At 65.4% G+C, this 23780-nt stretch carries 21 protein-coding genes and 1 tRNA gene; 12 read left to right on the top strand and 10 right to left on the bottom strand.

Going from position 1 to position 23780, the window contains the following annotated elements; genetic code table 11:
- Window positions 1–134 precede the first annotated feature (134 nt).
- From NMQ09_RS06365 to NMQ09_RS06355, 3 genes are all read left to right on the top strand, one after another.
- Window positions 135–1067 carry a heparin lyase I family protein gene (locus NMQ09_RS06365; protein ID WP_255193649.1) on the top strand — a complete coding sequence of 311 codons (933 nt, stop codon included), beginning with the start codon at window positions 135–137 and terminating at the stop codon, window positions 1065–1067.
- 222 nt (window positions 1068–1289) lie between these two features.
- On the top strand, window positions 1290–2699 hold the full coding sequence (locus NMQ09_RS06360) for a hypothetical protein (RefSeq protein ID WP_255193648.1): 1410 nt from the start codon (window positions 1290–1292) through the stop codon (window positions 2697–2699).
- A 366-nt stretch (window positions 2700–3065) separates the two neighbouring features.
- Complete coding sequence (locus tag NMQ09_RS06355; RefSeq protein ID WP_255193646.1) at window positions 3066–4895, top strand: hypothetical protein; 1830 nt, start codon at window positions 3066–3068, stop codon at window positions 4893–4895.
- 178 nt (window positions 4896–5073) lie between these two features.
- On the opposite strand, the gene NMQ09_RS06350 is transcribed toward NMQ09_RS06355, so the two are convergent.
- Window positions 5074–5144, bottom strand: a tRNA-Gly gene (locus NMQ09_RS06350).
- A 132-nt stretch (window positions 5145–5276) separates the two neighbouring features.
- Window positions 5277–5912 carry a class I SAM-dependent methyltransferase gene (locus NMQ09_RS06345; RefSeq protein WP_255193644.1) on the bottom strand — a complete coding sequence of 212 codons (636 nt, stop codon included), beginning with the start codon at window positions 5910–5912 and terminating at the stop codon, window positions 5277–5279.
- Between the two features lie 94 nt (window positions 5913–6006).
- Here NMQ09_RS06345 and NMQ09_RS06340 point away from each other — a divergent pair, with 94 nt between their 5' ends.
- The 4 genes from NMQ09_RS06340 to NMQ09_RS06325 all read left to right on the top strand — a co-directional run bounded on the left by NMQ09_RS06340 (window position 6007) and on the right by NMQ09_RS06325 (window position 10856).
- Window positions 6007–6477: a DUF5793 family protein gene (locus tag NMQ09_RS06340; protein WP_255193642.1), complete on the top strand. Its 471-nt coding sequence runs from the start codon at window positions 6007–6009 to the stop codon at window positions 6475–6477.
- An 80-nt stretch (window positions 6478–6557) separates the two neighbouring features.
- Window positions 6558–7718, top strand: a complete 1161-nt coding sequence (locus NMQ09_RS06335) for an ABC transporter ATP-binding protein (RefSeq protein ID WP_255193639.1) — start codon at window positions 6558–6560, stop codon at window positions 7716–7718.
- 528 nt (window positions 7719–8246) lie between these two features.
- Window positions 8247–8957: a hypothetical protein gene (locus NMQ09_RS06330; RefSeq protein WP_255193637.1), complete on the top strand. Its 711-nt coding sequence runs from the start codon at window positions 8247–8249 to the stop codon at window positions 8955–8957.
- A 72-nt stretch (window positions 8958–9029) separates the two neighbouring features.
- The gene (locus tag NMQ09_RS06325; protein ID WP_255193635.1) at window positions 9030–10856 is read left to right on the top strand and encodes a MutS-related protein; all 1827 of its coding nucleotides are present in this window, start codon (window positions 9030–9032) and stop codon (window positions 10854–10856) included.
- Between the two features lie 9 nt (window positions 10857–10865).
- Here the strand turns inward: NMQ09_RS06325 and NMQ09_RS06320 are convergent, their stop codons facing one another.
- Together NMQ09_RS06320 and NMQ09_RS06315 are read right to left on the bottom strand one after the other, a co-directional pair.
- On the bottom strand, window positions 10866–11405 hold the full coding sequence (locus tag NMQ09_RS06320) for a DUF6735 family protein (RefSeq protein WP_255193634.1): 540 nt from the start codon (window positions 11403–11405) through the stop codon (window positions 10866–10868).
- 127 nt (window positions 11406–11532) lie between these two features.
- The gene (locus tag NMQ09_RS06315; protein ID WP_255193632.1) at window positions 11533–11904 is read right to left on the bottom strand and encodes a rhodanese-like domain-containing protein; all 372 of its coding nucleotides are present in this window, start codon (window positions 11902–11904) and stop codon (window positions 11533–11535) included.
- 301 nt (window positions 11905–12205) lie between these two features.
- Here NMQ09_RS06315 and NMQ09_RS06310 point away from each other — a divergent pair, with 301 nt between their 5' ends.
- The 3 genes from NMQ09_RS06310 (at window position 12206) to NMQ09_RS06300 (ending at window position 15496) form a co-directional block, all read left to right on the top strand.
- Window positions 12206–13348 carry an ABC transporter substrate-binding protein gene (locus NMQ09_RS06310; protein WP_255193630.1) on the top strand — a complete coding sequence of 381 codons (1143 nt, stop codon included), beginning with the start codon at window positions 12206–12208 and terminating at the stop codon, window positions 13346–13348.
- Window positions 13345–14469 carry a FecCD family ABC transporter permease gene (locus tag NMQ09_RS06305; RefSeq protein WP_255193627.1) on the top strand — a complete coding sequence of 375 codons (1125 nt, stop codon included), beginning with the start codon at window positions 13345–13347 and terminating at the stop codon, window positions 14467–14469. The genes NMQ09_RS06310 and NMQ09_RS06305 overlap by 4 nt, the downstream gene beginning before the upstream one ends.
- Window positions 14470–14680: 211 nt before the next feature.
- A complete protein-coding gene (locus NMQ09_RS06300) occupies window positions 14681–15496 on the top strand; it encodes an ABC transporter ATP-binding protein (protein ID WP_255193625.1) in 816 nt (271 codons plus the stop codon).
- A gap of 100 nt (window positions 15497–15596) precedes the next feature.
- On the opposite strand, the gene NMQ09_RS06295 is transcribed toward NMQ09_RS06300, so the two are convergent.
- From NMQ09_RS06295 to NMQ09_RS06275, 5 genes are all read right to left on the bottom strand, one after another.
- Window positions 15597–15863, bottom strand: coding sequence for a hypothetical protein (locus tag NMQ09_RS06295; RefSeq protein WP_255193622.1), 267 nt, complete (start codon window positions 15861–15863; stop codon window positions 15597–15599).
- Between the two features lie 21 nt (window positions 15864–15884).
- Window positions 15885–16832: an acyl-CoA dehydratase activase gene (locus NMQ09_RS06290; protein ID WP_255193620.1), complete on the bottom strand. Its 948-nt coding sequence runs from the start codon at window positions 16830–16832 to the stop codon at window positions 15885–15887.
- A complete protein-coding gene (locus NMQ09_RS06285) occupies window positions 16825–17757 on the bottom strand; it encodes a BadF/BadG/BcrA/BcrD ATPase family protein (RefSeq protein WP_255193619.1) in 933 nt (310 codons plus the stop codon). The genes NMQ09_RS06290 and NMQ09_RS06285 overlap by 8 nt, the downstream gene beginning before the upstream one ends.
- The gene (locus tag NMQ09_RS06280) at window positions 17757–19091 is read right to left on the bottom strand and encodes a 2-hydroxyacyl-CoA dehydratase subunit D (protein WP_255193617.1); all 1335 of its coding nucleotides are present in this window, start codon (window positions 19089–19091) and stop codon (window positions 17757–17759) included. The genes NMQ09_RS06285 and NMQ09_RS06280 overlap by 1 nt, the downstream gene beginning before the upstream one ends.
- A 176-nt stretch (window positions 19092–19267) precedes the next feature.
- Window positions 19268–19780, bottom strand: a complete 513-nt coding sequence (locus tag NMQ09_RS06275; RefSeq protein ID WP_255193615.1) for a winged helix-turn-helix transcriptional regulator — start codon at window positions 19778–19780, stop codon at window positions 19268–19270.
- 526 nt (window positions 19781–20306) lie between these two features.
- Here NMQ09_RS06275 and NMQ09_RS06270 point away from each other — a divergent pair.
- Window positions 20307–20954, top strand: coding sequence for an HAD family hydrolase (locus NMQ09_RS06270; protein ID WP_255193612.1), 648 nt, complete (start codon window positions 20307–20309; stop codon window positions 20952–20954).
- A 3-nt stretch (window positions 20955–20957) separates the two neighbouring features.
- On the opposite strand, the gene NMQ09_RS06265 is transcribed toward NMQ09_RS06270, so the two are convergent.
- Window positions 20958–22682 (bottom strand): YcaO-like family protein, encoded by a 1725-nt coding sequence (locus tag NMQ09_RS06265; RefSeq protein ID WP_255193611.1) that lies wholly within the window; start codon window positions 22680–22682, stop codon window positions 20958–20960.
- A gap of 200 nt (window positions 22683–22882) precedes the next feature.
- Between NMQ09_RS06265 and NMQ09_RS06260 the strand changes: the two genes are divergently transcribed.
- On the top strand, window positions 22883–23728 hold the full coding sequence (locus NMQ09_RS06260) for a universal stress protein (RefSeq protein WP_255193610.1): 846 nt from the start codon (window positions 22883–22885) through the stop codon (window positions 23726–23728).
- Window positions 23729–23780 lie beyond the last annotated feature (52 nt).

Below are 23780 nucleotides of genomic sequence, written 5' to 3'. Positions count from 1 at the left end.
AAGCGATCCGTCGATCCTCCCGTTCGGGTGAGTCTCCGTTCGCACACACAGTTCTATTACTTACTAGGACAAGATATCTTAACCATGGTGGGAAGTAAAAGTTTATGTTCGTATGATGGGCTTACTCGAGTCACATGGCACGTAATCGTTCGATGCCTGACGGTGAACACCCGGTTAACGTCGATTCGCGGACTCCGAAGCCGATCGGACGGCGGTCGTTTCTGAACCTGGCGGGCGGCGCGGTAGCTGCCACCGTGGGAGCGGCGGGAGCGAACCCGGTCTCGGCCAGCGACGGCGACGACGTCGACGTCGTCGAGATCGATTACGACCGGCATCGTCGGCCGTCGGACGTCTATCGCGTCTGGACGTGCGAGGCGGGTCAAGCCTCGTTTACCAGCGACCTCGCCTACGACGGGGAGCAGGCGCTCGAGATCGCCCTCGAGGCGGGCGGGAGCTGCGGGACGAACACGCATTTCGATATCGCAGCCGAGTTCGGCTACCAGCCCCAGGAGATCTATGATAGCTTTATGATTAGATTATCGGACGACTGGACGATGGCGCCGGACGATCAATGTAAGATTTCGCGAGCGGCGCTGTCGTACTCGGCCGGCGACGGCCACTCGGGTGGCGGGCTACCGAACGGCGCGAACGGATGGTCTTCGGGACTCGTGATCGCCAACCGAGGGGCCAGGCCGAACGGCCAGTACAACCTCGCCTCGTACGTCTACCACATGGACGGCGGTCGCGAGAACTCCGGGCCGTGGGAGACGACGAGAATCACGCCGGGTCGGTGGCACCGCATCGAACAGTACCTCAAAGTAAACTCGACCGACGGGAACGGCGCTGCGACGAACGACGGCGTCTATCGCGTCTGGGTGGACGGTGAGCTCGGATTCGAGCGAACGAACTACCGGTGGACGACCGACACTACCGCCAACGCGATCGAGTACTGCGGGCCGTACATCCGCTACGGCGGCGGCGAGACGGCACCGCAGAATATGGCCGCTTACTACGACGATCACGCGATGGTCTTCGGAACTGACCTCGACCTCGAGCAGCTGCGCTGAGTGGTCCGCGGGACTGTCCCCGTTCTCCTGCTCTCGCCACGACGACGCTCCACTGATCGCAACGTCGATCGCCGCCGTCGTTTCACCTCCACAATCATAAATAAGAGATACCAATTTTGAAAATTATAAATAATATAGCTAGTAATATAATTATAGTACGGAAAAATCAATAGTCATTGAATCCAAAAGTTTATGGCGGCCTGATTGTCTTACTCGAGTTGCATGGCACGCAACCGACCGGTACTGGATAGCGACCAGTATTCCAGCGCGGGCGAACGGAGCGGGGCGCTCAATCGGCGTTCGTACCTGAAACTAACAGGGGGTGCAGCAGCCGCAGCAGTGGCGAGCACCGCCATCCCCAGCGTATCGGCGAGCGACGACGATCTCGACGTCATTTCGATCGATTACGAGCAATACAATCAACCGTCCGACGTCTACCGCGTCTGGACGTGCAACCCACGTCAGGCGTCGTTCACGAGTGAGCAGGCACACTCCGGCTCACGAAGCCTCGAGATCGCTCTCAGCGCGGGTGGAAGCTGTGGAACGAACACACACTTCAACGTGGAGAACGAGCTCGGCTACCAGCCTCGAGAGCTCTACGACAGCTTCATGTTCAAACTCTCGGACAACTGGCGGATGGCCGACCGGGACCAGTGTAAGATCTCTCGAGCGGCGATGTCGTACTCCGCAGGGGACGGTCACTCGGGTGGCGACTCGGCGACGGGGACCAACGGCTGGTCCGCGGGGTTAGTTCTCGCGAACCGCGGCGCCGGGGCACGAAACGGTGGGCCGTACAATCTCGCTGCGTACGTCTACCACCTGGACTCCCGTGCACAGGACAACTCCGGACCCTGGGAGACGGCGATGATCGAACCCGGCCGGTGGTACCACATCGAACAGTACGTGCGGCTGAACACCGTCGATTCGAACGGCAATCCGAACCGGGACGGCGTCTACCGCGTCTGGGTCGACGGCGACCTGGCGTTCGAACGAAACTATCGGTGGACGACCGACCTTACTAACAACGCGATCGAGTACTGCGGGCCGTACATCCGCTACGGCGGCGGCGAGACGGCACCGCGGAACATGGCCGCCTACTACGACGATCACACGATGTACATCGGCGGCATGCCCGACTCCAACGAGCGGTCCCCCGACGCCGGCGATCGCCCGGACGACGACCCCGATCCGCTCGAGGAGTACGACGAGCGACTCACGTACAGGGATCCGGAACAGGAATCGGACTATCGCCTCTACGTCGACGGCGAGATCATCCAGCACGACTGGAGTCAGGCGACGTTGAACGACACCGTCGAGATCACCGAAGAAGGCGGCTACCAGGTCGTCACCGCGACGTCGCCGGCGGAGAACGTCGACGGCTACGTGTTCAACGGCGACGTGGTCGCCATCGCCTCGGAGTACGAGCCCATGATGTGGATCTCCGGCGAGCGGATCTACGCGGACGATTACCCGGACGTCCCCGCAGATCTCGAGGAAAACGTCGACGACGAGGGGCCGTCCGAGGACGAGCCTGAATCGCCGGACGACGACTCCGCCAGCGACGACCGAGAGTCCACTCGGCTCACGCTTCGGGAGTACCTCGAGTGGCTCCGCCAGCAAAACTGGTTGTAAGGAATCGTACCCGGCCGATCGGGTTCGCGTCGGTCGCAGTCGTCCCGGAGCGTGATCGTGGCGGGGCACGCTCGAGTCGCGGCTCGTGACCGTCTCTTGGTCTGTACAGTCCGTTGCTTGGTTCAAGCACGGCTGTTTCGGCCATATTATACCTCACCGACACCTTTTTCGGACTCGTATCGTAGGGACGCGCATATGTACGTCGCCAGTATCCGCCGTTCGTTCCCGTCGATCGGTTCGGTCAGCGACTCGAGGCGACGGAGGCGACGCTCGAGGACGAACGGAACGCGTCCCGCCGGTCGGGCCGCGAGGCGAGGCGAGTGGATCGTCGCCACGGGCCGACCGAACGCGGTGGCGTGACGCCCGATGGGACTCACCGTGCGCGACCGCTGGGGAGTCGGGGTCCTCTACAAAGTCGCCATCGTTGGACTGCCGGTGCTCGCACTCGCCGGCGTGCTCGGGCCGCTGTGGCTCGGGGAGCCGAACCTCTCGGTCCTCGGTAGCTACCTGGCCGTTCCGATGGTGCTCGCGTCGATCGTCGTCGTGCTGGTTCGCACGCCGAGACGGGCGTCGGTTCGACGCGAGGTCGACTGGCGACTCCCCTCGATCCTGTTTCACCTCTCGGTGAGTGCGCTCGTGATACTGGTGACCGTCTCCGAGGTTCGACCGACGGTCTTCTACGTCGGCGTCGCGTTCACGTACGTCCTCGTCTTCGTCCTGGTCGTGACGTCGCCGACGGGGAGTGCAGGACGGGCGATCTGCCTGTACCACGCGTCGGTCGCGGTGTTACTCGTAATCTTCAGCGTCACGCTGAACTACGAGCTGTTCGTCGGTCGAACCGATCTGACGGGCCACCTCTCGTTTACGACCGCGATCATCGAAACCGGACGGACGCGGATTCTCTCGCGGACGTACGAGCCGTTCCTGCTGTGGCACGTCTTTATTGCCGGAACGTACCGGCTCTTCGGCGGCTGGGTGAGCCCACACACGACCACGTTTCTGCTCGGTGGCCTCACCTTCAGCGCGGGCGTCCCCGCGATGTACGCCCTGACCCGTCGCATCTATCCGAACGAACGCGCCGCCTTGCTCTCCTGTCTGATGATGATTAGCTTCCCGCTATACATTTTCTACGGCATGTACTCGATCCCCCGGAGCGTGACGTCGATCCTGTTTCTCATCCTCTTGCTCACGCTCACGATCCTGCCGACGGCCCAGACGAGGATCGTCAGCCTCGCACTCGTCTCGGGCATCGTGATCTACCACCCAGTGTCGATCCCGTTCGTGGCGGTAATCCTCTCGATCCTGTACGTCGCCGAGCGAGCGATCGGAACGCGAGCGCGGATCGTCGACGGGTTCGTCCTCGGCGCGACGGCCCTGATCACGTGTCTCTACTGGCTGTATCGAGCGGACTTTCTCACCGCTCGATTGCTCTCGACGGCAGTCGAGGTGTTCACCGGACCGGCGCCAGCGACGGCCCCATCGGGCGTCATCACCGATCCCTGGGTCGAGGTCGCAAACTACGTCCCCTACTCGTTTCTGTTGTTCTTCGCGCTGCTCGGCTTCCTGTTCTGGTTTCGGGACGAGCGGTCGGCTGCCTCCCCGTTCGCCGCGGTCGGCGTCGTGACACTGGCGCTGGTTCCGCTCGTCCTCCCGGGCCCCACCCTCCTGCTCGACTCGCTGGCCGGCGTCAACGTCGGCCGGTTCGGTCACTACGGATTCATGTTCATCGCGCTGACCGCCGGTGTCGGCGTGTCCGAGGTGGGACAGCGCGGCGGGCTCGTGGTGTTCTTGCTCCTGCTCGTGCTCACGTCCGGGCTCGCGTTCACCGCCGTCTCCAACGACTTCGTCGCGTCGGACAACCCGGTCGTCGAACGACCCTTCTACACGTACTACCTCTCGGAGAACGAACGACAGTCGTTCTCGACGATCGACGACGACTACGACGGCCTCATCGGATCCGACCGGGTCTCCTGTCGCTACCTCTCAGAGCTGCAGGACTCGAGTTGTAACATGGTGCTCGTGGAACCGGGCGAGGAACTGTTCGCCCCGTACGGGGGCGTCCTCATTCGCGACGGCGAGCGCGAGAAGCGACCGCTCCAGTTCTCCCAGTACGTCTCCGACGACGAGTTCCCCAGTGACGAACTGGCGGCGCGAAACACGGTGTACGACTCTGGGGACGTCTCGTTTCATACGTGAGCGTTCGGACTCGTCGACGTGGCGCAGTCGCTCGTCACGTCCGTTCATCGCAACATGCGCCGGCCGGGATTTGAACCACCTGAAGACGGTCCTCGCTCACTGGCGTTCGCTCGGCTGCGTCTTCCGTAATTCAAATCCTGCGACCGCAGTCGCGACTCACGAATTGTTCGTCGCGACATGCGCCGGCCGGGATTTGAACCCGGGCCATGAGCTTGGAAGGCTCAGGTCCTGCCACTAGACCACCGGCGCTCGCTTCGTTCGAAGCGCATCTCTCTCTTTTCGGCGTTCGTTTAAGGGCGTTTCCTTTTCGGTCTCGAGTTGCGTCACGCTCGAGCACACCACGCCCATACACCACGACTACGCCGGGGGCACCGGCTCGAGTCACGCACGGCCTGCGACCTCGGCGTAGCAGTTTCCGCTCGAGACCTCCCACTCCCGGACCACGAGGTCGCTTTCCTCGAGGTCGGCTTCGAACTCCTCGGGGGCGTAGATGTGGTAGAAGCGGTCGACGGGTTCGCCACCGGGGAGAGTCCACTCGACGGTCGTGTCGAACCCCTCCTCGGCGTCGAAGCGGTCGTGGGCGGTCGACCAGGCGCTGACGAGCGCGCGGCCGTCCGGAGTGAGGACGCGCGCGAGTTCGTCGAGACTCGCCAGTCGACTCTCGCGCGTGGGGAGGTGGTGGAGCGTCGCGACGTACACCGCGAGGTCGACGGTATCGGTCCGGAGGGGGAGGGTGGCGGCGTCTCCCTGGACGAGGTCGACCGCGAACGCCCGGTCGGTCGCCCGTTCGCGGCCGGTTTCGAGGAGGCCGCGGCTGACGTCGAGGCCGATCGTCCGGTCGACGCGGTCGGCGAGGAGTTCGGCGTGGCGACAGTTTCCACAGCCGACGTCGAGGCCGACGCGCCCGGTGGCGTCGGCGACGAACGATTCGACCTCGGGCCAGGCGTACTCGCGGGTGGCGGCGAAGTGGGTCGCGATGCGGTCGTAGGTGTCCCTGACGTCGGCCCGACGATCCATACTGCCCGTGGTCCGGGACGGCTCAAAAGCGTGGCGACCCGCCACCGTCTGGGCGTTACGTTCATACCCCGTCAGTCCCAAGCGGACGTACGGAATGAGGCGCGAGCACTTCACGCTGGACGTCAGCAACGTCGACTGGGTCGAAACCGGCGGAGAACCGCAGAAACCGTCGGTATCGATCGATTTTACGGGTCCAGCGACGACACTTCGCGAGCGCCTCACTGGCCTCGACGGCGAGCCGCTCGAGGCCGGCGAAACCGACGTCGCCCTCCGACTGCAAGAGCCCCTCGACGACGACGCAGCGGGCGTCGTCAGCGTGACCGATCGGCTCACGGGTGATTTCGTGCTCGAGCTCAACGAGGACGCCGAGAACGTCCTCACGTTCATCCGGGCGGCCCGCAACTACGGCGAGTCGGCGAGCGACGACGAGGGTCGCTACGAGGTGTCCATCACGATCGACGGCGAGGAGTTCGTCACGTACGACAAACGAACGTTTCTCGTCTACGACGACCAGGGCAACCTGTTGCGCGGGCACAGCCTGATCCCCAGCGGCGTCGAACTCTGAGCCGGCCGTTCCTCGACGTGGAACGAACCGGTATCTATAAGTGTTTTAGGCCCGCCTAAATCGAACAGAGAGAATCGACGATGTCGCAATCGAAACTCGCGCGGAGGGCGGCCCAGACGACGGTCGACGAGCCGTCTGCCGGGACGAGCGCTACCGTTCTCGAACTCGAGGGCGTCGAGAAATGGTACGGCGAGGAGTGTGTGATCTCTGACCTGTCGCTCTCGGTTCGCGACGGCGAAATCCTCACGTTGCTCGGTCCCTCCGGCTGTGGGAAGACCACGACGCTTCGGCTCATCGCTGGCCTCGAGCGGCCCGACGGCGGCGAGGTCCGGCTTCGGGGCGACTCCGTCGCCGGCAACGGCTCGTTCGTCCCGCCCGAAGAGCGCGGCGTCGGCGTGGTCTTCCAGGACTTCGCGCTGTTCCCTCACCTCACCGCCCACGAGAACGTCGCGTTCGGGTTGAAAGACTGGCCCCGCGAGGAGCGCGAGGCCCGCGTCGCGGAGCTGCTCGAGCTGGTCGGCCTCGAGTCCCAGGGCGAGGCGTATCCGGAAGAGCTCTCCGGCGGCCAGCAACAGCGGATCGCTCTCGCCAGGTCGCTCGCGCCCGAACCGGAGATGCTGTTGCTCGACGAGCCGTTCTCGAGTCTCGACGTCGACCTCCGGGTCGAGATGCGCGAGGAGGTCCGCCAGATCATCAAGGAGACCGGCGTGACGGCGATCTCGGTCACCCACGACCAGGAGGAAGCGCTGTCGATCTCCGATCGGGTCGCGGTGATGAACGATGGGTCGCTCGAGCAGCTGGGCCGCCCAGAGCAGGTTTTCCAGCAACCGAAGTCACGGTTCGTCGCTGGCTTTCTCGGTCACGCCAGCTTCCTCTCGGGACGGGTCCGCGGCGACCACGTCGACACCGCTCTCGGACGCGTCCTTCGCGACGACGTCAACGGACTCGCCGAAGAGTACGACGGCACGACCATCGACCTGCTCGTCCGTCCCGACGACGTAACCGCCTCCCCCACCAACGGCGCCGAGGCCGACGGAGCCGTCGTCTACCGACGGTATCTCGGACCGACCGTCCTCTACCGCGTCGAGCTCGACGATGGCGACGTTATCGAGTGCATGCACAACCACTCCGATCGGATCGAACTCGACGAGCGCGTCGCCGTCCGCGTCACCGCAGACCACGAACTCGCCTGGTTCCCCGCAGACCAGCGCGAGAGCGACGACTCGGTCGTCGCCGACTGACCGGCGTCAGTCACCGTTCGACCACGGTCGCCCCCTGGGGTAGGATCACCCTCCGCTCGAGTAGCCAGTCACTATCGAGCGGCGTCGAATCGGACGGCGCTGTAGCCGGCCGTTAGACGTGCTGTAGCGTCGCTCTGGGGCAGTTTTCATCCGGCTACTGGACCACCAGCGAACGCATAACAAAGGGTGGCGCTCGGTTCGACTCACGTGCGGGGATCGACGACCCCGCTGGGTACACGCTCGAATCAGACCACGACGCGCCTACTGGCCGATCATCGTGCGTTCGTGCCCGGACGCTCGGACGTGGACTCGCCCCCGCGTCGAGTGCGCTCATGTCTCTCATGCCAGGGCGGACTCCCCACCGCCGCCCTGTCACACGCTCCACGGACGAGGAGCCAGTTGCCACGCCGCTCACCCTATCGACAGGCACGAGTCGCATCCCTGGAACCACGTGGACGCCCCGGCCACGGTGAAATCTTCGTTTCACCATCCCTCGGATATATCTGGGTCGTCTACCTGACAGTAGGTATGGGCGTGACACGGAGACGGATGGTTGTCGGCGCATCGCTGGTCGGGACTGCGACGCTCGCCGGTTGTCTCGACGACGACGCAGCTGCCACACCGGGCGAGCCCGACGGCGGTGATGGAAGTGACCACGGTGAGGAGCCGAACGGCGACGACGGGCAAGCCGACGCGAGTGCTGACGACGATGGAACGGAGACCGGCGACGGTCACGAAAAAGCGACCGACGGTGGTGACGACGAGAACGGCGATGGTGGCGAGGAGGACGGTGACGGGTACACGCTCGTCGAGTACGAGACGATCTCGTACTCGATCAACGTCGGCGAACCCCACGTCGAGGCGCTATCCTCGGCGACCGAGGCCGAGGAGGCGATCGAAGACGCGAGGACGAACGGCGAGCTCGAGGCGTTCGTCGACGAGACCGACTTCGACCGGTCGACGCTCGTCCTCGTCCAGGCTCGAGGGCCGAACCTCTGTTACGACGTCGAACTCGAGACGATCGACGTGGGTCCTGCCGGCCTGGTCGTCGACGCACGCGTCGTCGACACGTCGGCGCCGGACGAGCTATGTGCACAGCAACTCCACTATCCCACGCTCCTCGTTCGTGCGGTGTTCGAGAACGAGGTTCCAACGTGTGGGTCAGTAACGGTCACCGGAGCAGACGGAAGCAGCCACGACTTCGAATACGGTGTCGACGGCGACGACGGGGCCGAGTGAGCCGCCCACTAGAGACGACGCCCCTCGAGACGATCTCACAGTGTTTACGGTCCCGGCCTCGAATCGACGGACATGCGACTCGAGGAGTACTGGGGAGTCGGGCCGAAGACGCGCGAGACGCTCGTCGAGGAACTCGGCGTCGAGCGGGCGGTCCGGGCGATCGAGAGCGGCGACGTTCGCACGCTGTCGGAGGCCGGTCTCCCGCGCGGCCGGGCGACGCAGATCCTCCGTCGAGCCACCGGCGGCGACGGCATGGAGATACTGGCGACGAGCGACGCCCGCGCCGCCTACAAGGAGCTGCTCGACCTCGCCGTCGAACGGGCGGTCACCGAGCGCGCGGCCGACCGCATCCGCGTGCTCACGCCGTGTTCGACCCGCGAGGAGATGGACGATCGACTCGACGCCGTCCTCGAAGCGCGGGATGCCTGGACCAACTTGCCCGAGGACGACCGGGAAACCGTCCTCGAAGCCTACAAGCGATACGACGAGCGCGACGAGAGCGAACTCGCAGCCGTCGAGGCCGCCCTCGCCCTGCTCGAGGCCGAGATTGACGCCGGCCCCTTCGAAGCGATCGCCGATCTCGAGCGGGAGGCGCTCGAGGAGGCGGCGGCCGCGCTGTCGGCGCTCGAGGGTGGCCGCGTCCGCGAGGGGACCGACGACGAACTTGACCGGGTACGGACCGCGTTAGGGGCCGTCGAGGACCTGGACGCGAACGCACTCGAGCTGATCGACGAGCTCCGGTCAGAAGGCGTCCGCGACGTCGACCGGTTCAGGGAGGCGTTCGAGGATCGAGTGCTTCGCGAGACAGACGTCACGATCGACCAGGTTCGAGCGGCGATGCCGACCGACGCGGCCGACGCGACGGACTTCGTCGGCGGGACCCTCCGGAACCTGCGCACGTCGTTGACCGAAGCGGTCGACGAACGCGAGGCGGCGGTGACACGCGACCTCGAGGCGTCGATCGCCGACGCCCGCGCGGAGATCGATCGGGCCGTCTCGGCGGTCGACGAGATCGCACTCGAGCTCTCGCTCGCTCGCTTCGCGCTCGCCTACGACTGTACGCGGCCGACGTTCGTCGGCGACGAAGCGCCACGCGCCTCGGACCGGGCGAGCGCGGGATCGACGCGAGACGACGGGGCTGGCGCCGTCTCGGTCGTGAACGCACGAAACCTCACGCTTGCGGCGGCCGACGAGGCGTCGGTCCAGCCCGTGACCTACGCGCTCGGGAGCCACACGGTCGGTGCCAAGGAGGTGCCCGAGGCGGCCGACTCGACGCCCGGCGACGAGCGCGTCGCGGTGCTCACCGGCGCGAACAGCGGCGGGAAGACGACGCTGCTCGAGACGCTCTGCCAGGTGGTCTTGCTCGCCTCGATGGGGCTGCCGGTGCCCGCCGACCGCGCCGAGGTGACACCCGTCGACGCGCTGGTCTTTCACCGCCGTCACGCCAGTTTCAACGCGGGCGTGCTCGAGTCGACGCTGCGCTCGGTCGTCCCGCCGCTTTCCGGCGGTGGCCGGACGCTCATGCTCGTCGACGAGTTCGAGGCGATCACCGAGCCCGGCAGCGCCGCCGACCTGCTCCACGGCCTCGTGACGCTCACGGTCGAGCGCGACGCGTTAGGGGTGTTCGTCACCCACCTCGCCGAGGATCTCGAACCACTTCCCACGGAAGCGCGCGTCGACGGCATCTTTGCCGAGGGGTTGAGTCCGGAGCTCGAGTTGCTCGTCGACTACCAGCCCCGCTTCGGGACGGTCGGCCGGTCGACGCCCGAGTTCATCGTCTCGCGGCTGGTCGCGAACGCCAGCGATCGATCCGAGCGCGCCGGGTTCGAGACGCTCGCGGCGGCGGTCGGTCACGAAGCCGTCCAGCGGACGCTGGCAGACGCCCGCTGGCGGGAGTGAGACCGCCGATCACCCCTGCTCTTCGAACCATCGGTCGACGGCCGCGTCGTGACGGACTCCGTCGGCTGCGTCGCCATAGGTGTAGACGTGTCCATCCTCGTCCTCGTAGACGCGCGCCTCGAGGTACGAACTCGCGGCCCGCCTCGGGAAGATGCCCATCGCCACGACGTCGGCGAGCGTGGTCTTGATCGCGCGAAACCAGGTCCGGACCTCGCGGTCGCGCTCGCCGGGTGCCGTGGCGACGATCGCGCCCCGCCCGGACTCGCGGCCGTCACTCCACTCGAGCCAGCAGACGCGGTAGGCGGTCACTGCGAACTCGGGCGAGACGAGGTAGAGCGCCTCGTAGACGCACGGATCGAGGTAGTCGGTGAGCACGCGCTCGAGGGCGACGGCGTCGGCGAGCAGCGACGAATCGACGGCCCCGCGGGCCAGCGGCGCGTCCCGGGAGAGCTCGTCGACGAGGGCGAGCCCGTCGCCGCCCCAGTGGCTGTACCGGACGTCGTAGAGGTAGTCGGGTCGCCGGTAGGCGACGAGCGCTCTATGTCCCATCGCCTCGCGTGGGGCGACCGGTCGCGGTCGGTGCGGCCTCGAGCGTCGGTTCGGCGTCCATCGACGGCTCTGGCCGCCCGTTCACACTTGAACCTCCGGACGGAGCGACGACCCGGCTCGAGCCCGTTCAGGGAACCAGTCGACGGAGCACCGACGAAATGCGGTAGCCGATCGTCCCGTTCCGATAGCCGTTCCAGCCCCGCATGCCCCCGGCGAGCGTCGTCGCGTCGTAGCCCTCCTCCTCGAGGGTTGCCGTCGCCCGTCGCGCCACGACGCCGGCCTTACAGACCGTCACGACCGGGACGTCCGCGGGGATCTCCTCGAGGCGGTCGCGGAGGGCGTCGACGTCGCCGCGGCGCAGGTCGTCGTAGACGGGGACGTTGTGGCTCCCCTCGATGTGGCCTCGCTGGTAGGCCTGACGGGGTCGCACGTCGAGGACGAACAGTGCCTCGCCGTTCGACAGCTTCTCGTCGACGTCCGGTGGACTGATCTTGCTCATTACACCCAATTCTGAGCCGAGTACAGAAGTCCGTTACGGCGTCTCCCTGCACGAGATCGCGGTCGCAGACGAGCACTGGGGCTCTCGAACGCGACGCGACTTGCGGTTTGAATCGAAACTGGAGTCGAACTCACGAGTTCGGCTCGCGGCCACGATCGGTTCGTCAGAGGCAACCGTTTCGAGAGCCGATCAAAGCCGGGATAGCAGAACGTTCGATCTGCATACTAGTTGCCACGCGGGGTATTCTTACAACGTTTGAACTACAACCACCTTAGCTGATTGCCAAGATGGTCTTCTTGGGATGGATCCAGAGACGAACGACGCTGGCGAGCAGCGAGTCGAGCAACCAACAGTGACGCGCCGCCGGTTGCTCGCGACTGGTGGTGCAACGCTCGGTGCGGGAATCGGTATCGCCGGTTGTGTCGGGCTCGACGACGCGGCTGACGAGTCACGGACGGCTAGCCACGAGACGATCACCGTGACCGATCACGTTGGACGGACGGTCACAGTCTCACAGCCGGTCGAGGAGTTAGTCCTGTTGAACACTCGCCTGTACTGGGCGGCGACGCTGCTGGGAATCGAGGACCGTGTGCTCGCGACGACCGGTGAAACGGAGGAGTTCCCGTCGCTCGCCGACAAGCCGGGTGCAGGCTGGTGGCGGGACCCGAACGTCGAGCAGATTATCGAGCTCGATCCAGAAGTTCTCGTGACTCGCTGGACCGGTGAAGGAGCCAGAGAGGAAATCGACGCCCTCGCGTCGAAACTGGAGCCGTTCGACATCGACGTCGTCGCGATCGAACTCGACGGCCTACAGTTAGATGGCGCACGACTGTTCGGACAGCTGGTCGGGAAGGCGGACGAACTCGACGACTTCCTCGAGTGGACACACACGCAGGTACACCAGGTCAAGAACCGGCTCGAGGAGATTCCCGCGACCGACCGGCCGCTCGTCTACTGTGAGAATCAACACGGCGATTGGGAGGGCGTGTACGCTGGCACGGTCCACATCGCAGGTGGTCGGAATCTCCTCGAGTCGGTAGTCGACGACCTCCACGAGCTGCGCATCGGTACGACGAAGACGCTCGACCGCGAGTACGTCATCGAGCAGGACCCCGAATTCGTTCTGATCGACGACTCCGGCGGCCCGCCGGTCACGACGGGGTACGAAGTCGACGACCCGGCTGACGCACTCGCCCTCCGCGAGGAGTTCATGCAGCGCAGTGGAACCGAACACCTCAGTGCCGTCCAGACCGACGAGGTGCACACGGTCGAGTTCAAGACACTCCGAGGCGAGAAGGCCTGGCTCGGCGTCCTCTATCTGGCGAAGCTGTTTCACCCCGACCGGTTCGACGACCTCGATCCAGTGTCGGTCCACCGCGAGTACCTCGAAGAGTGGCTCGGCGTCCCACATCGGGGCGTCTACCTGGCGCCGGCGTACCTATGACGGTCCGAACGGACGAATCGCGCCCCGCCCGAAAGGGCGTCCACTCTGGCGACGACGGCCTCGAGGGCGATCGAGCGGCGTACGTCGACTCGGTACGACGGAAGCTACTCGTCATCGGGTTGCTCGCGGGATCCCTGACAGTTGTTGGCACCGTGTCGCTAACGATCGGCGCCGCAACGGTCGACCACTGGGACGTCGTCGGGCTCTTCCTCTCCGTGTACACGTCGGCGTACGCTCCGGGTGAAACGGCGACGATGATTATCCTCGAGCTCCGGCTCCCCCGGGTACTCATGGCGATGGTGGCCGGCGGTGGACTCGCCCTGGCCGGCGTGTTGCTCCAGGCGCTGCTGAAGAATCCCCTCGCCAGCCCCTACACGCTCGGGATCGGCAGCGGGGCGGGGTTCGGTGCGTCACTCGCCATCGTTCTCGGCGTCGGCGTGACCGGCGCCTCGGTCGTCCCCGGTCGCTGGATGGTCGCTCTCAACGCCTTCGTGTTCTCGCTCGTTCCCGCGATCGCCATCCTCGCGCTGGTTCGACTCAAGAACGCCTCGTCTGCGACCATGATTTTAGCCGGGATCGCGATGTCGTACTTTTTCTCGGCGTCGACCTCGCTGCTCCAGTACCTGGGCTCGGACGAGGAAGTCGCCTCCGTCGTCTACTGGATGTTCGGCAGCCTCTCCCGAGCGAGCTGGGACAACCTCCCGATCGTCGCGATGACGACGATTCCACTGGCGATCGTCGCGCTCCGATGGTCCTGGGACTTCAACGCCTTGCTCCAGGGCGAGGACGTCGCGACCAGTCTCGGCGTCCAGGTAGAACGCATCCGCGAACTGGGGATGATCGTCGCGTCCCTGATCACCGGCGTCACCGTCGCGTTCCTCGGAACGATCGGGTTCGTCGGGCTGGTCGCCCCCCACCTCGCCAGGATGATCCTCGGTAGCGACCACCGCTATCTGATTCCGGCCGCAGTCCTGCTCGGAGCGATCTTACTCGTTAGCGCGGACGCAGTGGGCCGACTCGTCATCGCCCCCGAAGTCCTTCCAGTGGGCATCGTCACGTCGTTCGTGGGCGTTCCGCTATTCTTGTATCTGATCCTCAGCCGACAACGCGAATACTGGTAACTATGAGCGAGACACACACGAGATCGGACGAACCGAATAGACCGTACAGAGCGCGAGAACCGATGCATACTGCCCACGATCACGACGCGACACCGATCGTCGGCGGGTCGTCTAGTGCTTTGGCAAGCCTGCTCTGCAGGGTCGAACCCGTCGCCGAAGGCCGGTTCGACCCCGCAATCGACGCTTGGCGGAGTACTAGAGGAGGCCACCTATGAAACTCGAAGTCAACGACGTATCGTTCACGTACGGGAGCGTCGAAGCGCTCACCGGCGTGTCGGTTTCCGTTGACGCCGGACAGTTCGTCGCCATCGTGGGCCCGAACGGGGCGGGGAAGAGCACACTCGTCCGCTGTATCAACCGGATCCTGACTCCCGATTCCGGGACCGTCTTCCTCGAGGACAGCGCCGTCTGTGACCTGTCGCGAACGGAGCGAGCCCAAACGCTCGGCTACGTTCCACAGGAGCGGGGCGAACGGTTCCCGACGACCGTCTTCGACGTCGTACTGATGGGGAGAAAACCATACATGGACTGGAACCCCTCAGACGAAGACCTCGAACTCGTCTGGGACGTCCTCGAGGAACTCGAACTCGCTGGCGTTGCGAACCGCGATTTCAGCGGCCTCAGCGGCGGGCAACGACAGAAAGTCGCCATGGCCAGGGCGCTCGCACAGGACCCAGAGGTGTTGTTGCTCGACGAACCGACGAGCAACCTCGACCTCAAACATCAGTTACAGGTGCTCGACATCGCGAGCCAGCAGACGGACGATGGCGTCTCCGTGATCGTCGTTATCCACGACCTGAACCTCGCAGCCAGATACGCCGACAAGGTCCTCCTGCTCAATCGAGAGGGGGCCGTCCACGCCGCCGGTGGCGTCGACGTCCTCCGTGCAGAGCACATCGAACCCGTCTACGACGTCACCGTCCGCGTCGAGCGCAACGGACCTCACCGCTACATTATTCCCGAATCGGTCGGTCACCGTCCGACGACGGCCGACGCCGACCGAGCGGATCCGCCGCTGGTCGAGTAACGTTCTCAGACACGGGGATGTGGATTGTAGCCGTCGTCCCAGCGTGACCTGAAATGCAGGTCACAGCAACGGCCGTGGCCGTCGACAGCCTCCGTCGCCGTCAGTCGTAGACGAGCCTGCTATCCGCACTTGTCGACGCGTCACTGCTCGAGGAACCCGAATCCGCGCGTCTCGTTACCACGACGACCGACTCCTCGAGGCAGGTCGAACAGTCGGTGCCATCGTCCGTGATCGAGTGGTATCGGACGTCAAAGCCCGCTCGCCGATAGTCGGCCGCCAGCCGTCGAGCACGGTGCTCGTCCGCAATGAACCGGATCTCCCACTCGTCGTCGATCCCCAGGAACGCTCGAACGGCAGACTCATCCACGGCAATCACCTCGCGATCGGCTCACGTCGACTCACCCTGCTGTTCGTAGAGGCCAGCGCCGAAGAAGGCGGCGCCGGTCGCGCCGGCGATCTGGGTGTCGAAGGCAGGCGTTATCGCCTCGACGCCCAGGGTATCCTCGAGACGCGTGACGATGCCGGGATTCTTCGCGATGCCGCCCGTGATCGCGAACTCGGGTTCGACGCCGACGCGTTCGATCAGCGTCACGATGTTGTCGATGACCGCCTCGTGATAGGCGGCGGCGACCGCTTCGACGGACCAGCCGTCGCGTAAGCGGTCGGTCACCTCGTCTCTCGCGAACACGACGCACGTGCTGTGGACGGGCTCTGGACTGTCCTCGAGCGACAGCGACAGCGGCCCAAGCTCGGTCAGGTCGACCTCGAGCAGTTCGGCCATCGACTCGAGGCCGCGGCCCGTTCCGGCGGCGCACTTATCGTTCATGAGGAAGTCCTCGACTTTCCCCTTCTCGTCGATCTGGATGGTCTTGAGGTCCTGGCCGCCCATGTCGAGGACCGTTCGCACGTCGCCCCCGTAGAGGTAGTTTGCCCCCTTGCCGTGGCACGTAATCTCGGTCAACGTCTCGTCGACGTCGAGAGAGACGCGGCCGTACCCCGTCCCGACGGTGAAGTCGATCCCGTCGACGTCGAACTCGTCGGCCCGGTCCGCGATCGCCTCGAGCGCCCGGTCGGCACTCTCGTTGGGGGTGCCCATCGTTCGCACGGTACTGTAGGCGACGAGTTCGCGATCGACCATGAGGACGACCTGCGAACTCGTCGAGCCGACGTCGATGCCCATCGTGAGCACGCCATCGTCGGACCAGTGGTCGTCCCGGACCCAGACGGACGTCGGCCACTCCCACGGCTCGCGGCCATGGGGCGAGTGATCGTACCAGAGTCCGTCGACCCCTGCGACAGACCGGGGCTCGCCATCGACGGTCGCGGCGTCACTCATCGGCCGACACCTCGTATGCCACGAGCGTGGCCCCGAACGCCGGGACGTACGCCGGGTGTGCCGGCGTCAGGACGGTGGGTTCGATCTCCCGTGAGAGCGCGTCGATGAACGCCGCGTTCCGCCCCACGCCGCCGATCACCAGCACGCGGTCTTCGGCCTTGACTCGACGGAGGAGCGCAGCGTTTCGACGAGCGATCGAGTCGACGATGGTCCGGACGATTTTCGCCGGCGGAACTCCGTCGTGAACGAGACTGATCACCTCGGATTCGGCAAACACCGAACACTGGGCGTTCACCTCGTCAGCGCCACCTTCGACGGTCCTGGCGTCCTCGATCAGGGTGTCGAGGTCACGGTCGAGGTACTTCGGAAGGTCGTCGATGAACCGGCCGACGCCAGCCGCGCATTTGCCGTTTTCGACCGTCCGGTCGACAGTGCCGTCGGCAGCGAGACGGTACGCCGTGACGTTCTTCGCCCCCATCAAGAGCACGTACCGAACGTCGAGGTCGAGCTGGTCGACGGCTGCTGCGACCGCGTCGTTCGGCTCGACCACGTGATCGATCGCGGGCGTCCCCACGGCATCGAGCGACGCGACGGGGACGTCCAGGGCGGCGTCCTCGGCACCCTCCTCGTCCAGCGCCGCGAACGCGTCCGAGATCGTGTCGCTGGCGGCAGCCTGGAGATCGAAGCCGGTCTGTCGTTCGGCCGTGGAAACGAGCTGTCGGTCCCGCACAACGACGGCTTTCGTGTAGTCCGTCCCGACGTCCAGTCCGACCACAGTGTCGCCGTTCGTCACCGACTCGAGGTCGTCGTCGACGTCCCCCTGCGTCCGCGCGGTGGCATGGTCGTGGGGCCGTGGTCCGTCGTCGCCTGCCATCACCACGTTGTCCGTCTCGCGTGTCGGTTCGGCCGTGGACGGGTCGGTCATCAATACAATCCCTCCATCGATGGGGTCGTGATCTCCTCGACGAACGCCTCGACGCGAGTCTTCAACTGTCCCGGTGGCACTCGCCCCTTCTCGGCGACGACGGTCAGTGTTGGAACGTCGAGTTCTTCTTCGAAGAGGTTCGTCTCGTGAGGGATGTCTCGAAGGTGGATATCACATCGCTCTTCGAGCACGATCAGCACCCCATCGACGTCGTACTCGGAGACGAGCGACCGAAGGTGCTCACGCCGGTTGTCCCACTGCTTGCTCGGGTACGGCGGCCGGTCCAGATACCGTCGAGCGATGGCCTTCAGTGGGTCGTCGTCTTTCGCAGGCGGACCCCGAGACGGTTCCGAGACGGGTCGGTAGAAGTCGGTGGTGCCGACCGAGGAGTCCTCGACGACGATCGTCGCGTCGTACTCCAGTTCCCGTTCGACAGTCCGGTACAGCGTTCGATCGTCCCCAACCGCCGTGACGACCATCAGTCGCGCGTCGACGGCTCTCGGCTCTCCAGCACCGTCCTCGAGCTGTGCGAGCGCCGACTCGAGGACGTCGACGTACTCGTGCGGGTCCATCAGCTGGCCGGCCGTGACCAGCGCTGTAGCGTCCGTTCCCGACAGTCGTGGTTCGGGCTCGGCTCGGTAGGCGTAGATGTCGCGTAACAGTTTCCGAGACCGGTCGTACACGTTGATCGCTGCCTCGAGATCGTCGTCAGTCAGTGGCGCGCCGGTGAACGACTCGAGTTCCGCTCGCAGGCGATCGAACTTGGTCGTGAGATACGCTGCCGGTGCGTGGGGACAGGTCCCCCCGTCGGGCGCAGAGGCGTAGTCGACGCCGTGGCGTTTTACCGGAAGAAACTCGTCGCCGGTTTCAGCTGGCGTTCCGTGAGGCATCGCAATGTAGTGGGTGAAGTCCTCCTCGCTTGCGACCTCCTGGACCCAGGCGTCGAACGTCTGGCGTAAGTGCAGACAGACGCTGGCGAGAACGATCCCGTCCGTGTAGTCGTACCGTCCCAACAACCCCTGTGCGAGGACGTCACGGGAGAACGGACAGAACAGCCTCCTGTTGTGGTGTTCGTCTCCCACGGTCACGTCCTCGGGGCGCCGACTTCCGAAAGCGCGTACCGGAAGGACGCCACTCGCCCAGAGAATCTCTCGTGGAACGTACGTGCTCAGGTACGCGACGACGGGCGCGTCGTGCCGTCGTTTCCAGTCTCTCGCATACTCGTGTGGCTTCGTGACGACCGAGAGTGCGTCCGTGACTGCCGGGAACATCTCGGCTGCGTCCGAGTCGGAGCTGTCGCCGTCGTCCGTGACGGCATCTGTAAATGTCGACATGGGTACTTGTACAGGTACGCGTCAGGTCGTGACGCGACAGCAGTGATGTTTGAAACAAGACACCTTGAACAGGCTAGTCCAATCACTGAAATCCCACTCGCCGACTCGTGTGATCGAAGATTCCAGTATCGGCCGCTCGATCACGGGTGACGCGACCGCTCGAGAGTTGACCCGAGTCAACGCTCCTCGAGAAGTGAATCTGACAGCCGCATGAACCGATCGACCAGCGTCTCCGAAAGCGAGGGCGCGACGTGCTCGAGTGCGGTTTCAGTACTCGTCGGCCGAGTCGAATAGAGTCTAACGCGGCCGGATTCGACCTCCTTGTCGACGAGATCCTGTTCGTTCAACTGATCGAGATGGTACTCGAGCGTGCTCCGGGGGAGGTCGAGCCGGCTGGCGACGTCGTTCGGACGTGCCCCAGGTTCGGCGAGCAACGTCACGAGGATCTCTCGAGCGGTCTCACGGCGCAACATCGCGATCGCCCGGCGGTCCCACTCGTCGTACTCCGGGGGGAAGTAGTGTGATCGGCCGTACAGCGACTCTTGAACGATGCAGTCCGACCTGAGGAGCCGGTAGACGTGGTACTGGACCTGTCCGGACGCGATGTTCGTCGACCGGACGAGTTCGTTGAAATGTACTCCTGGATGCGTTTCGATGTGTCGCTCGATCCGTTTTCGTGTGGTTGTCATGGGTTGGATGCCGCCTGTGGAATCGACTGCTCGGGTGGTCGCGTTTCACTCTCGGCTCGATCCGACCGCCAGTCCGCCTGTGGTGTACGTCATCGTGCCTCACGCGGCACACACCCTGATACGGCGTGTGGTTCATGTCCTGCAAGTGTCACACACATTCGTACGTTTCACTATGAAGCCAGCAAAACATCATGAATATGGTCCATTCATCTAAGCGACCGACGTCATTAGACGATCGTACTACAACCCAGCGACACCGACCCACGCCTCGAGTCCAGTTCACCTGACGATCGAACGGACGGTCAGGGAGAGGGATGGAACGCCCGCTCGAGTCGAGGTTCGAAGCCCAGCTCCTCGGAGACCGTCGTCGCGCGCTCGCCGAAGAAGGGGTCGCCGGTAGGCGACGACCGTTTTCTGCGTCGAGTGTGGAAGTCCGTTACGACGACTCATTGAATCAGGTGACCATCCCATTGGGCTGCCGGCCGGGCGAAACGCCGAAGCCGTCCGTTCACGTAGGTGAACGCGAATGTCGTACGACGCGGTCATCTTCGACAACGATGGAGTACTGACGACGCCCACGAGCCGCGAGGCGCGCAATCGGGCCATGCGCGAGGCGTTCGCCAGTGTCGGCATCGCCGACCCGCCCGAAGCGCACCTCGAGACGCTCGTCCGCCCCGACGTCCCAGCCCTTCGCGCGATCGCGGCCGCACACGACCTCTCGGCGGAGCCGCTCTGGGAGGCCCGCGAACGCGCCGCGATCGAGGCCCAGGTCGAGGAGATTCGCGCCGGACGAAAGGTCCTCTACGACGATGTCGATGCCCTGGCTGCCCTCGAGCAGCCACGAGCGATCGTGAGCAACAACCAGCACGAGACGATCGGCGAGATCGTGAGCCACTTCGGCCTCGAGGGGTTCGACCCGTGGTACGGCCGCGAGCCGACGGTGAAGGGGATCGAACGCAAGAAACCGACGCCGTACTACCTCGAGCGTGCCATCGCGGACCTCGACGCGCGAAACCCGCTGTACGTCGGCGACAGCTGGATCGACGTGGCCGCCGCCGACGCCTGTGGCATCGACTCGGCGTTCGTCCGCCGCCCCCACCGAAAATCGTACGAACCGGAGCCAGAACCGACCTACGAGATCGACTCGCTCGAGGCGCTGGTCGACCTCGTGTGACGGTCAGGGATAGGGGTGGAACGCCCGCTCGAGTCGAGGTTCGAAGCCCAGCTCCTCGGGGACCGTCGCCGCGCGCTCGCCGAAGAAGGGGTCGCCGGTGAACAGCGGCTGTGCACCGGGGACGACCGTTCGGACGGCCTCGAAACCGAGCGAGTCGACGTCGCGGGTGGTGAGCCGGGCCGCGTACGGCGTCAGTCCCACGTCGGCGAGCCTCGAGACGAGTTCCTCGAGGGCGTCCCGGCCCGTCGGGGCGGGATCGGGGCCGACCGCCGCGGCGTCGATGCGTCGGTCGACCGTGACGTACGACTGGACCGATTCCGGGAAGTCGGCGTACTCGCCGATCGCCCCGCCCGCGTCGGCAGCGTCCTCGGGGCCGAGCGATCGCAGCTCCATCCAGTTCTGGATCGCCTCCGCAAGCGCCGACCGGGCTGCTGCGGTCGCGTCGAAGTCGGCTGCCGAACCCATGGCGAACGACGGCCACTCGCCCGGAGACTCCCGGTGGACGGCCACGGCCACGACCGGCACGTCGACGTCCTGGGTGACGAGCAACGGCGTCACGGAGAGCCCCTCGCTCCGGGCGCGTTTCTCGAGGGCGGCGAACTCCTCGTCGTCGACGGCGAGGCCGAGAGGCTCGAACGTGGAGTACCACGAGAGCATCGTCGCGTCGCGCTCGACGACCTCGAACAGCCCCGAGAGCAAGGCATCGACCGTCGAGGAGCCGAGTCCCAGACCGGTCGTGATCGCGGGCACGAACCGCTCGCCGGGCGGGGGAAACTGCACGGCTGCGGCGGGGAGGTGCGCGGGTTCGCCCGTCTCGAGATTCTCGCCTTCGACCCATCGACTCTCGGCGGTGGGGTCGAACGCGGGAGCGTCGGCCGGTCGGACGAGGTCGGTCGGCGAGACGGCCTCGTCGAGGGCCTCGAAGCTCGCGTGGACGAAGTCGTCCTCGCGGTAGACGCCCGCACAGTAGCGCTCGAGCGCCTCGCCGACGGCTTTCATCAGCGCCGTGTTCCAGTCGGGGTCGACGCCGGCTGACTTTCGCGCGGCGTCGGCGTCGCTGAACCCCGACGTGTCGGCCGTCGTCGCGAGGTAGTAGGGTGCCGGGAACGACTCGACCTCGCCGAGCCCCTCGACGATGCCGACGCGGTCGTCGATCGCGAGGTCCGCGCGGTCGACCGCCGCCTCGAGTTCGAGGGCCTCGTCGTCGCGCTCGAGGGTCCGGTTTCGGCCATCGCCGCAGTCACAGCCGGGCACAGGCAGGAATCGGCGGCGGACGTGCGGGAGTTCGACGACGCTCCCGAGGATCGTTTGCTCTTCGCCGGCGAACACCCGCACGCACTCGCGACCGGCGATGGCACCCGCGAGGCGGACGGCACTCCGATCACCTTTCACGGCGTCGGCGGGCTCGTCGACCGTGGCCGCGACGCGAGCCCTGAGACACTCGTAACAGCCAGTTTGCGGGGCGAACCCGGAGACGGCGGCGTCGACCTCCGCCAGCGGATGGCCGCCGACGCCGCCGACCTCGACGGCGATCCACGGCGTGTTCCCCTCGAGTGCGGCCTCGTTCGCGGCGCGCAACGGCTGTCCACCGGCAGCCCCACTGACGACGGCAAAGCGCGCGTCGGCGATCTCGCGGGGGTCGGCGTCGCGGACCTCGAGGTCGACCTCCTCGAGCGCGGCGACGACGGCATCGCGAATCGGATCCTCGGCGACGACGTGAACTGTCATAGGCGATGACTCGAGGGCGAGGGGGAAAAACGAACCGGCAGCCGTCAGACGCGATCGCAACCGTCGCTTCTCAGCGCTCCAGCGACCGAGAACGGGCTGTGCTACTGCCCCCTCGCTGAGAGTCGATTTCGCGTGACCCTCCGGTTCAGTGTATTGGGCCAACCAAACAATATTATATGCTGCAACGCGTACGACCGTCTATGAAGGCTGTCTACGCGACGGACCTCTCGGCGGCGAGCCAGGCGGCGATCGAGACCGAGACCTGCCTGCACTGTCTGGGTCGGATCGGCGTCGAGGAGTTTCACCTCGTCACGGTCGTCCCCGCGAACGTCCACTCGGGAATGCCCGGGATCGACTTCGAGAAGCGACGCAAACGCGCGCTCAGGCGGTACCGCGACGTCATCGAAGGCGAAGGGTTCGCCGTCGAGACCCACGTCGTCCGCGGAACGCCTCATCGACGGATCAACGGCATCGCCGAGACGGTCGGCGCCGACCTCACGCTCGTCGGTTCGCGCGGGAAGAGTCCCCTCGAGAACCGACTCATCGGCTCGACGACCCGAAATCTCGCCCGGACGACTGTCACACCGCTGCTCGTCACCCGGATCGAGCGCGGCGTGGACGAACCGGCGGTCGTTCGACGCCACACCTTCCAGCGGATGCTGTACGCCACGGACTTCTCGACGAACGCAGCGCACGCGTTCGAGGCGTTCTCCTACCTCAAAAACGCGACCCAGGAGGCGACGCTGGTCCACGTCGAGACGCCGAAAGACCCCGAGCCGTCGGCAGAAGACGATCCACGAGACCGACTCGAGGAACTCGCCGATCGGCTCGAGGGCTGGGAGATCGACACCAGAATCGACGTTCGGCAGGGTGATCCGGCCGAGGAGATCCTCGCTTCGGAGGCAGAACACGATCCGTCGACGATCCTGCTCGGAACCCGCGGACACAGCCGGCTGCGCCGATTGCTGCTCGGGAGCGTCTCCGAGGATGTCGTCGCCAGGGCGACCGGGAACGTGATGCTCGTGCCTCCCTCCCAGACGGTCTGATCGTCGGTCGTTCACAACGGTGTCCGGCGAGCAGTATGAACGCGCATCGAGC

Source organism: Natronobeatus ordinarius, assembly GCF_024362485.1.
Lineage (GTDB): Archaea > Halobacteriota > Halobacteria > Halobacteriales > Natrialbaceae > Natronobeatus > Natronobeatus ordinarius.
Note: the sequence above shows the minus strand (reverse complement) of the source record. Positions and strands in the feature narration are given on the sequence as shown.

Coding starts and splice junctions, on each gene's coding strand:
- NMQ09_RS06365 (WP_255193649.1), top strand. CDS start 135: ATGGCACGTAATCGTTCGATGCCTGACGGTGAACACCCGGTTAACGTC.
- NMQ09_RS06360 (WP_255193648.1), top strand. CDS start 1,290: ATGGCACGCAACCGACCGGTACTGGATAGCGACCAGTATTCCAGCGCG.
- NMQ09_RS06355 (WP_255193646.1), top strand. CDS start 3,066: ATGGGACTCACCGTGCGCGACCGCTGGGGAGTCGGGGTCCTCTACAAA.
- NMQ09_RS06345 (WP_255193644.1), bottom strand. CDS start 5,912: ATGGATCGTCGGGCCGACGTCAGGGACACCTACGACCGCATCGCGACC.
- NMQ09_RS06340 (WP_255193642.1), top strand. CDS start 6,007: ATGAGGCGCGAGCACTTCACGCTGGACGTCAGCAACGTCGACTGGGTC.
- NMQ09_RS06335 (WP_255193639.1), top strand. CDS start 6,558: ATGTCGCAATCGAAACTCGCGCGGAGGGCGGCCCAGACGACGGTCGAC.
- NMQ09_RS06330 (WP_255193637.1), top strand. CDS start 8,247: ATGGGCGTGACACGGAGACGGATGGTTGTCGGCGCATCGCTGGTCGGG.
- NMQ09_RS06325 (WP_255193635.1), top strand. CDS start 9,030: ATGCGACTCGAGGAGTACTGGGGAGTCGGGCCGAAGACGCGCGAGACG.
- NMQ09_RS06320 (WP_255193634.1), bottom strand. CDS start 11,405: ATGGGACATAGAGCGCTCGTCGCCTACCGGCGACCCGACTACCTCTAC.
- NMQ09_RS06315 (WP_255193632.1), bottom strand. CDS start 11,904: ATGAGCAAGATCAGTCCACCGGACGTCGACGAGAAGCTGTCGAACGGC.
- NMQ09_RS06310 (WP_255193630.1), top strand. CDS start 12,206: ATGGATCCAGAGACGAACGACGCTGGCGAGCAGCGAGTCGAGCAACCA.
- NMQ09_RS06305 (WP_255193627.1), top strand. CDS start 13,345: ATGACGGTCCGAACGGACGAATCGCGCCCCGCCCGAAAGGGCGTCCAC.
- NMQ09_RS06300 (WP_255193625.1), top strand. CDS start 14,681: ATGAAACTCGAAGTCAACGACGTATCGTTCACGTACGGGAGCGTCGAA.
- NMQ09_RS06290 (WP_255193620.1), bottom strand. CDS start 16,832: ATGAGTGACGCCGCGACCGTCGATGGCGAGCCCCGGTCTGTCGCAGGG.
- NMQ09_RS06285 (WP_255193619.1), bottom strand. CDS start 17,757: ATGACCGACCCGTCCACGGCCGAACCGACACGCGAGACGGACAACGTG.
- NMQ09_RS06280 (WP_255193617.1), bottom strand. CDS start 19,091: ATGTCGACATTTACAGATGCCGTCACGGACGACGGCGACAGCTCCGAC.
- NMQ09_RS06275 (WP_255193615.1), bottom strand. CDS start 19,780: ATGACAACCACACGAAAACGGATCGAGCGACACATCGAAACGCATCCA.
- NMQ09_RS06270 (WP_255193612.1), top strand. CDS start 20,307: ATGTCGTACGACGCGGTCATCTTCGACAACGATGGAGTACTGACGACG.
- NMQ09_RS06265 (WP_255193611.1), bottom strand. CDS start 22,682: ATGACAGTTCACGTCGTCGCCGAGGATCCGATTCGCGATGCCGTCGTC.
- NMQ09_RS06260 (WP_255193610.1), top strand. CDS start 22,883: ATGAAGGCTGTCTACGCGACGGACCTCTCGGCGGCGAGCCAGGCGGCG.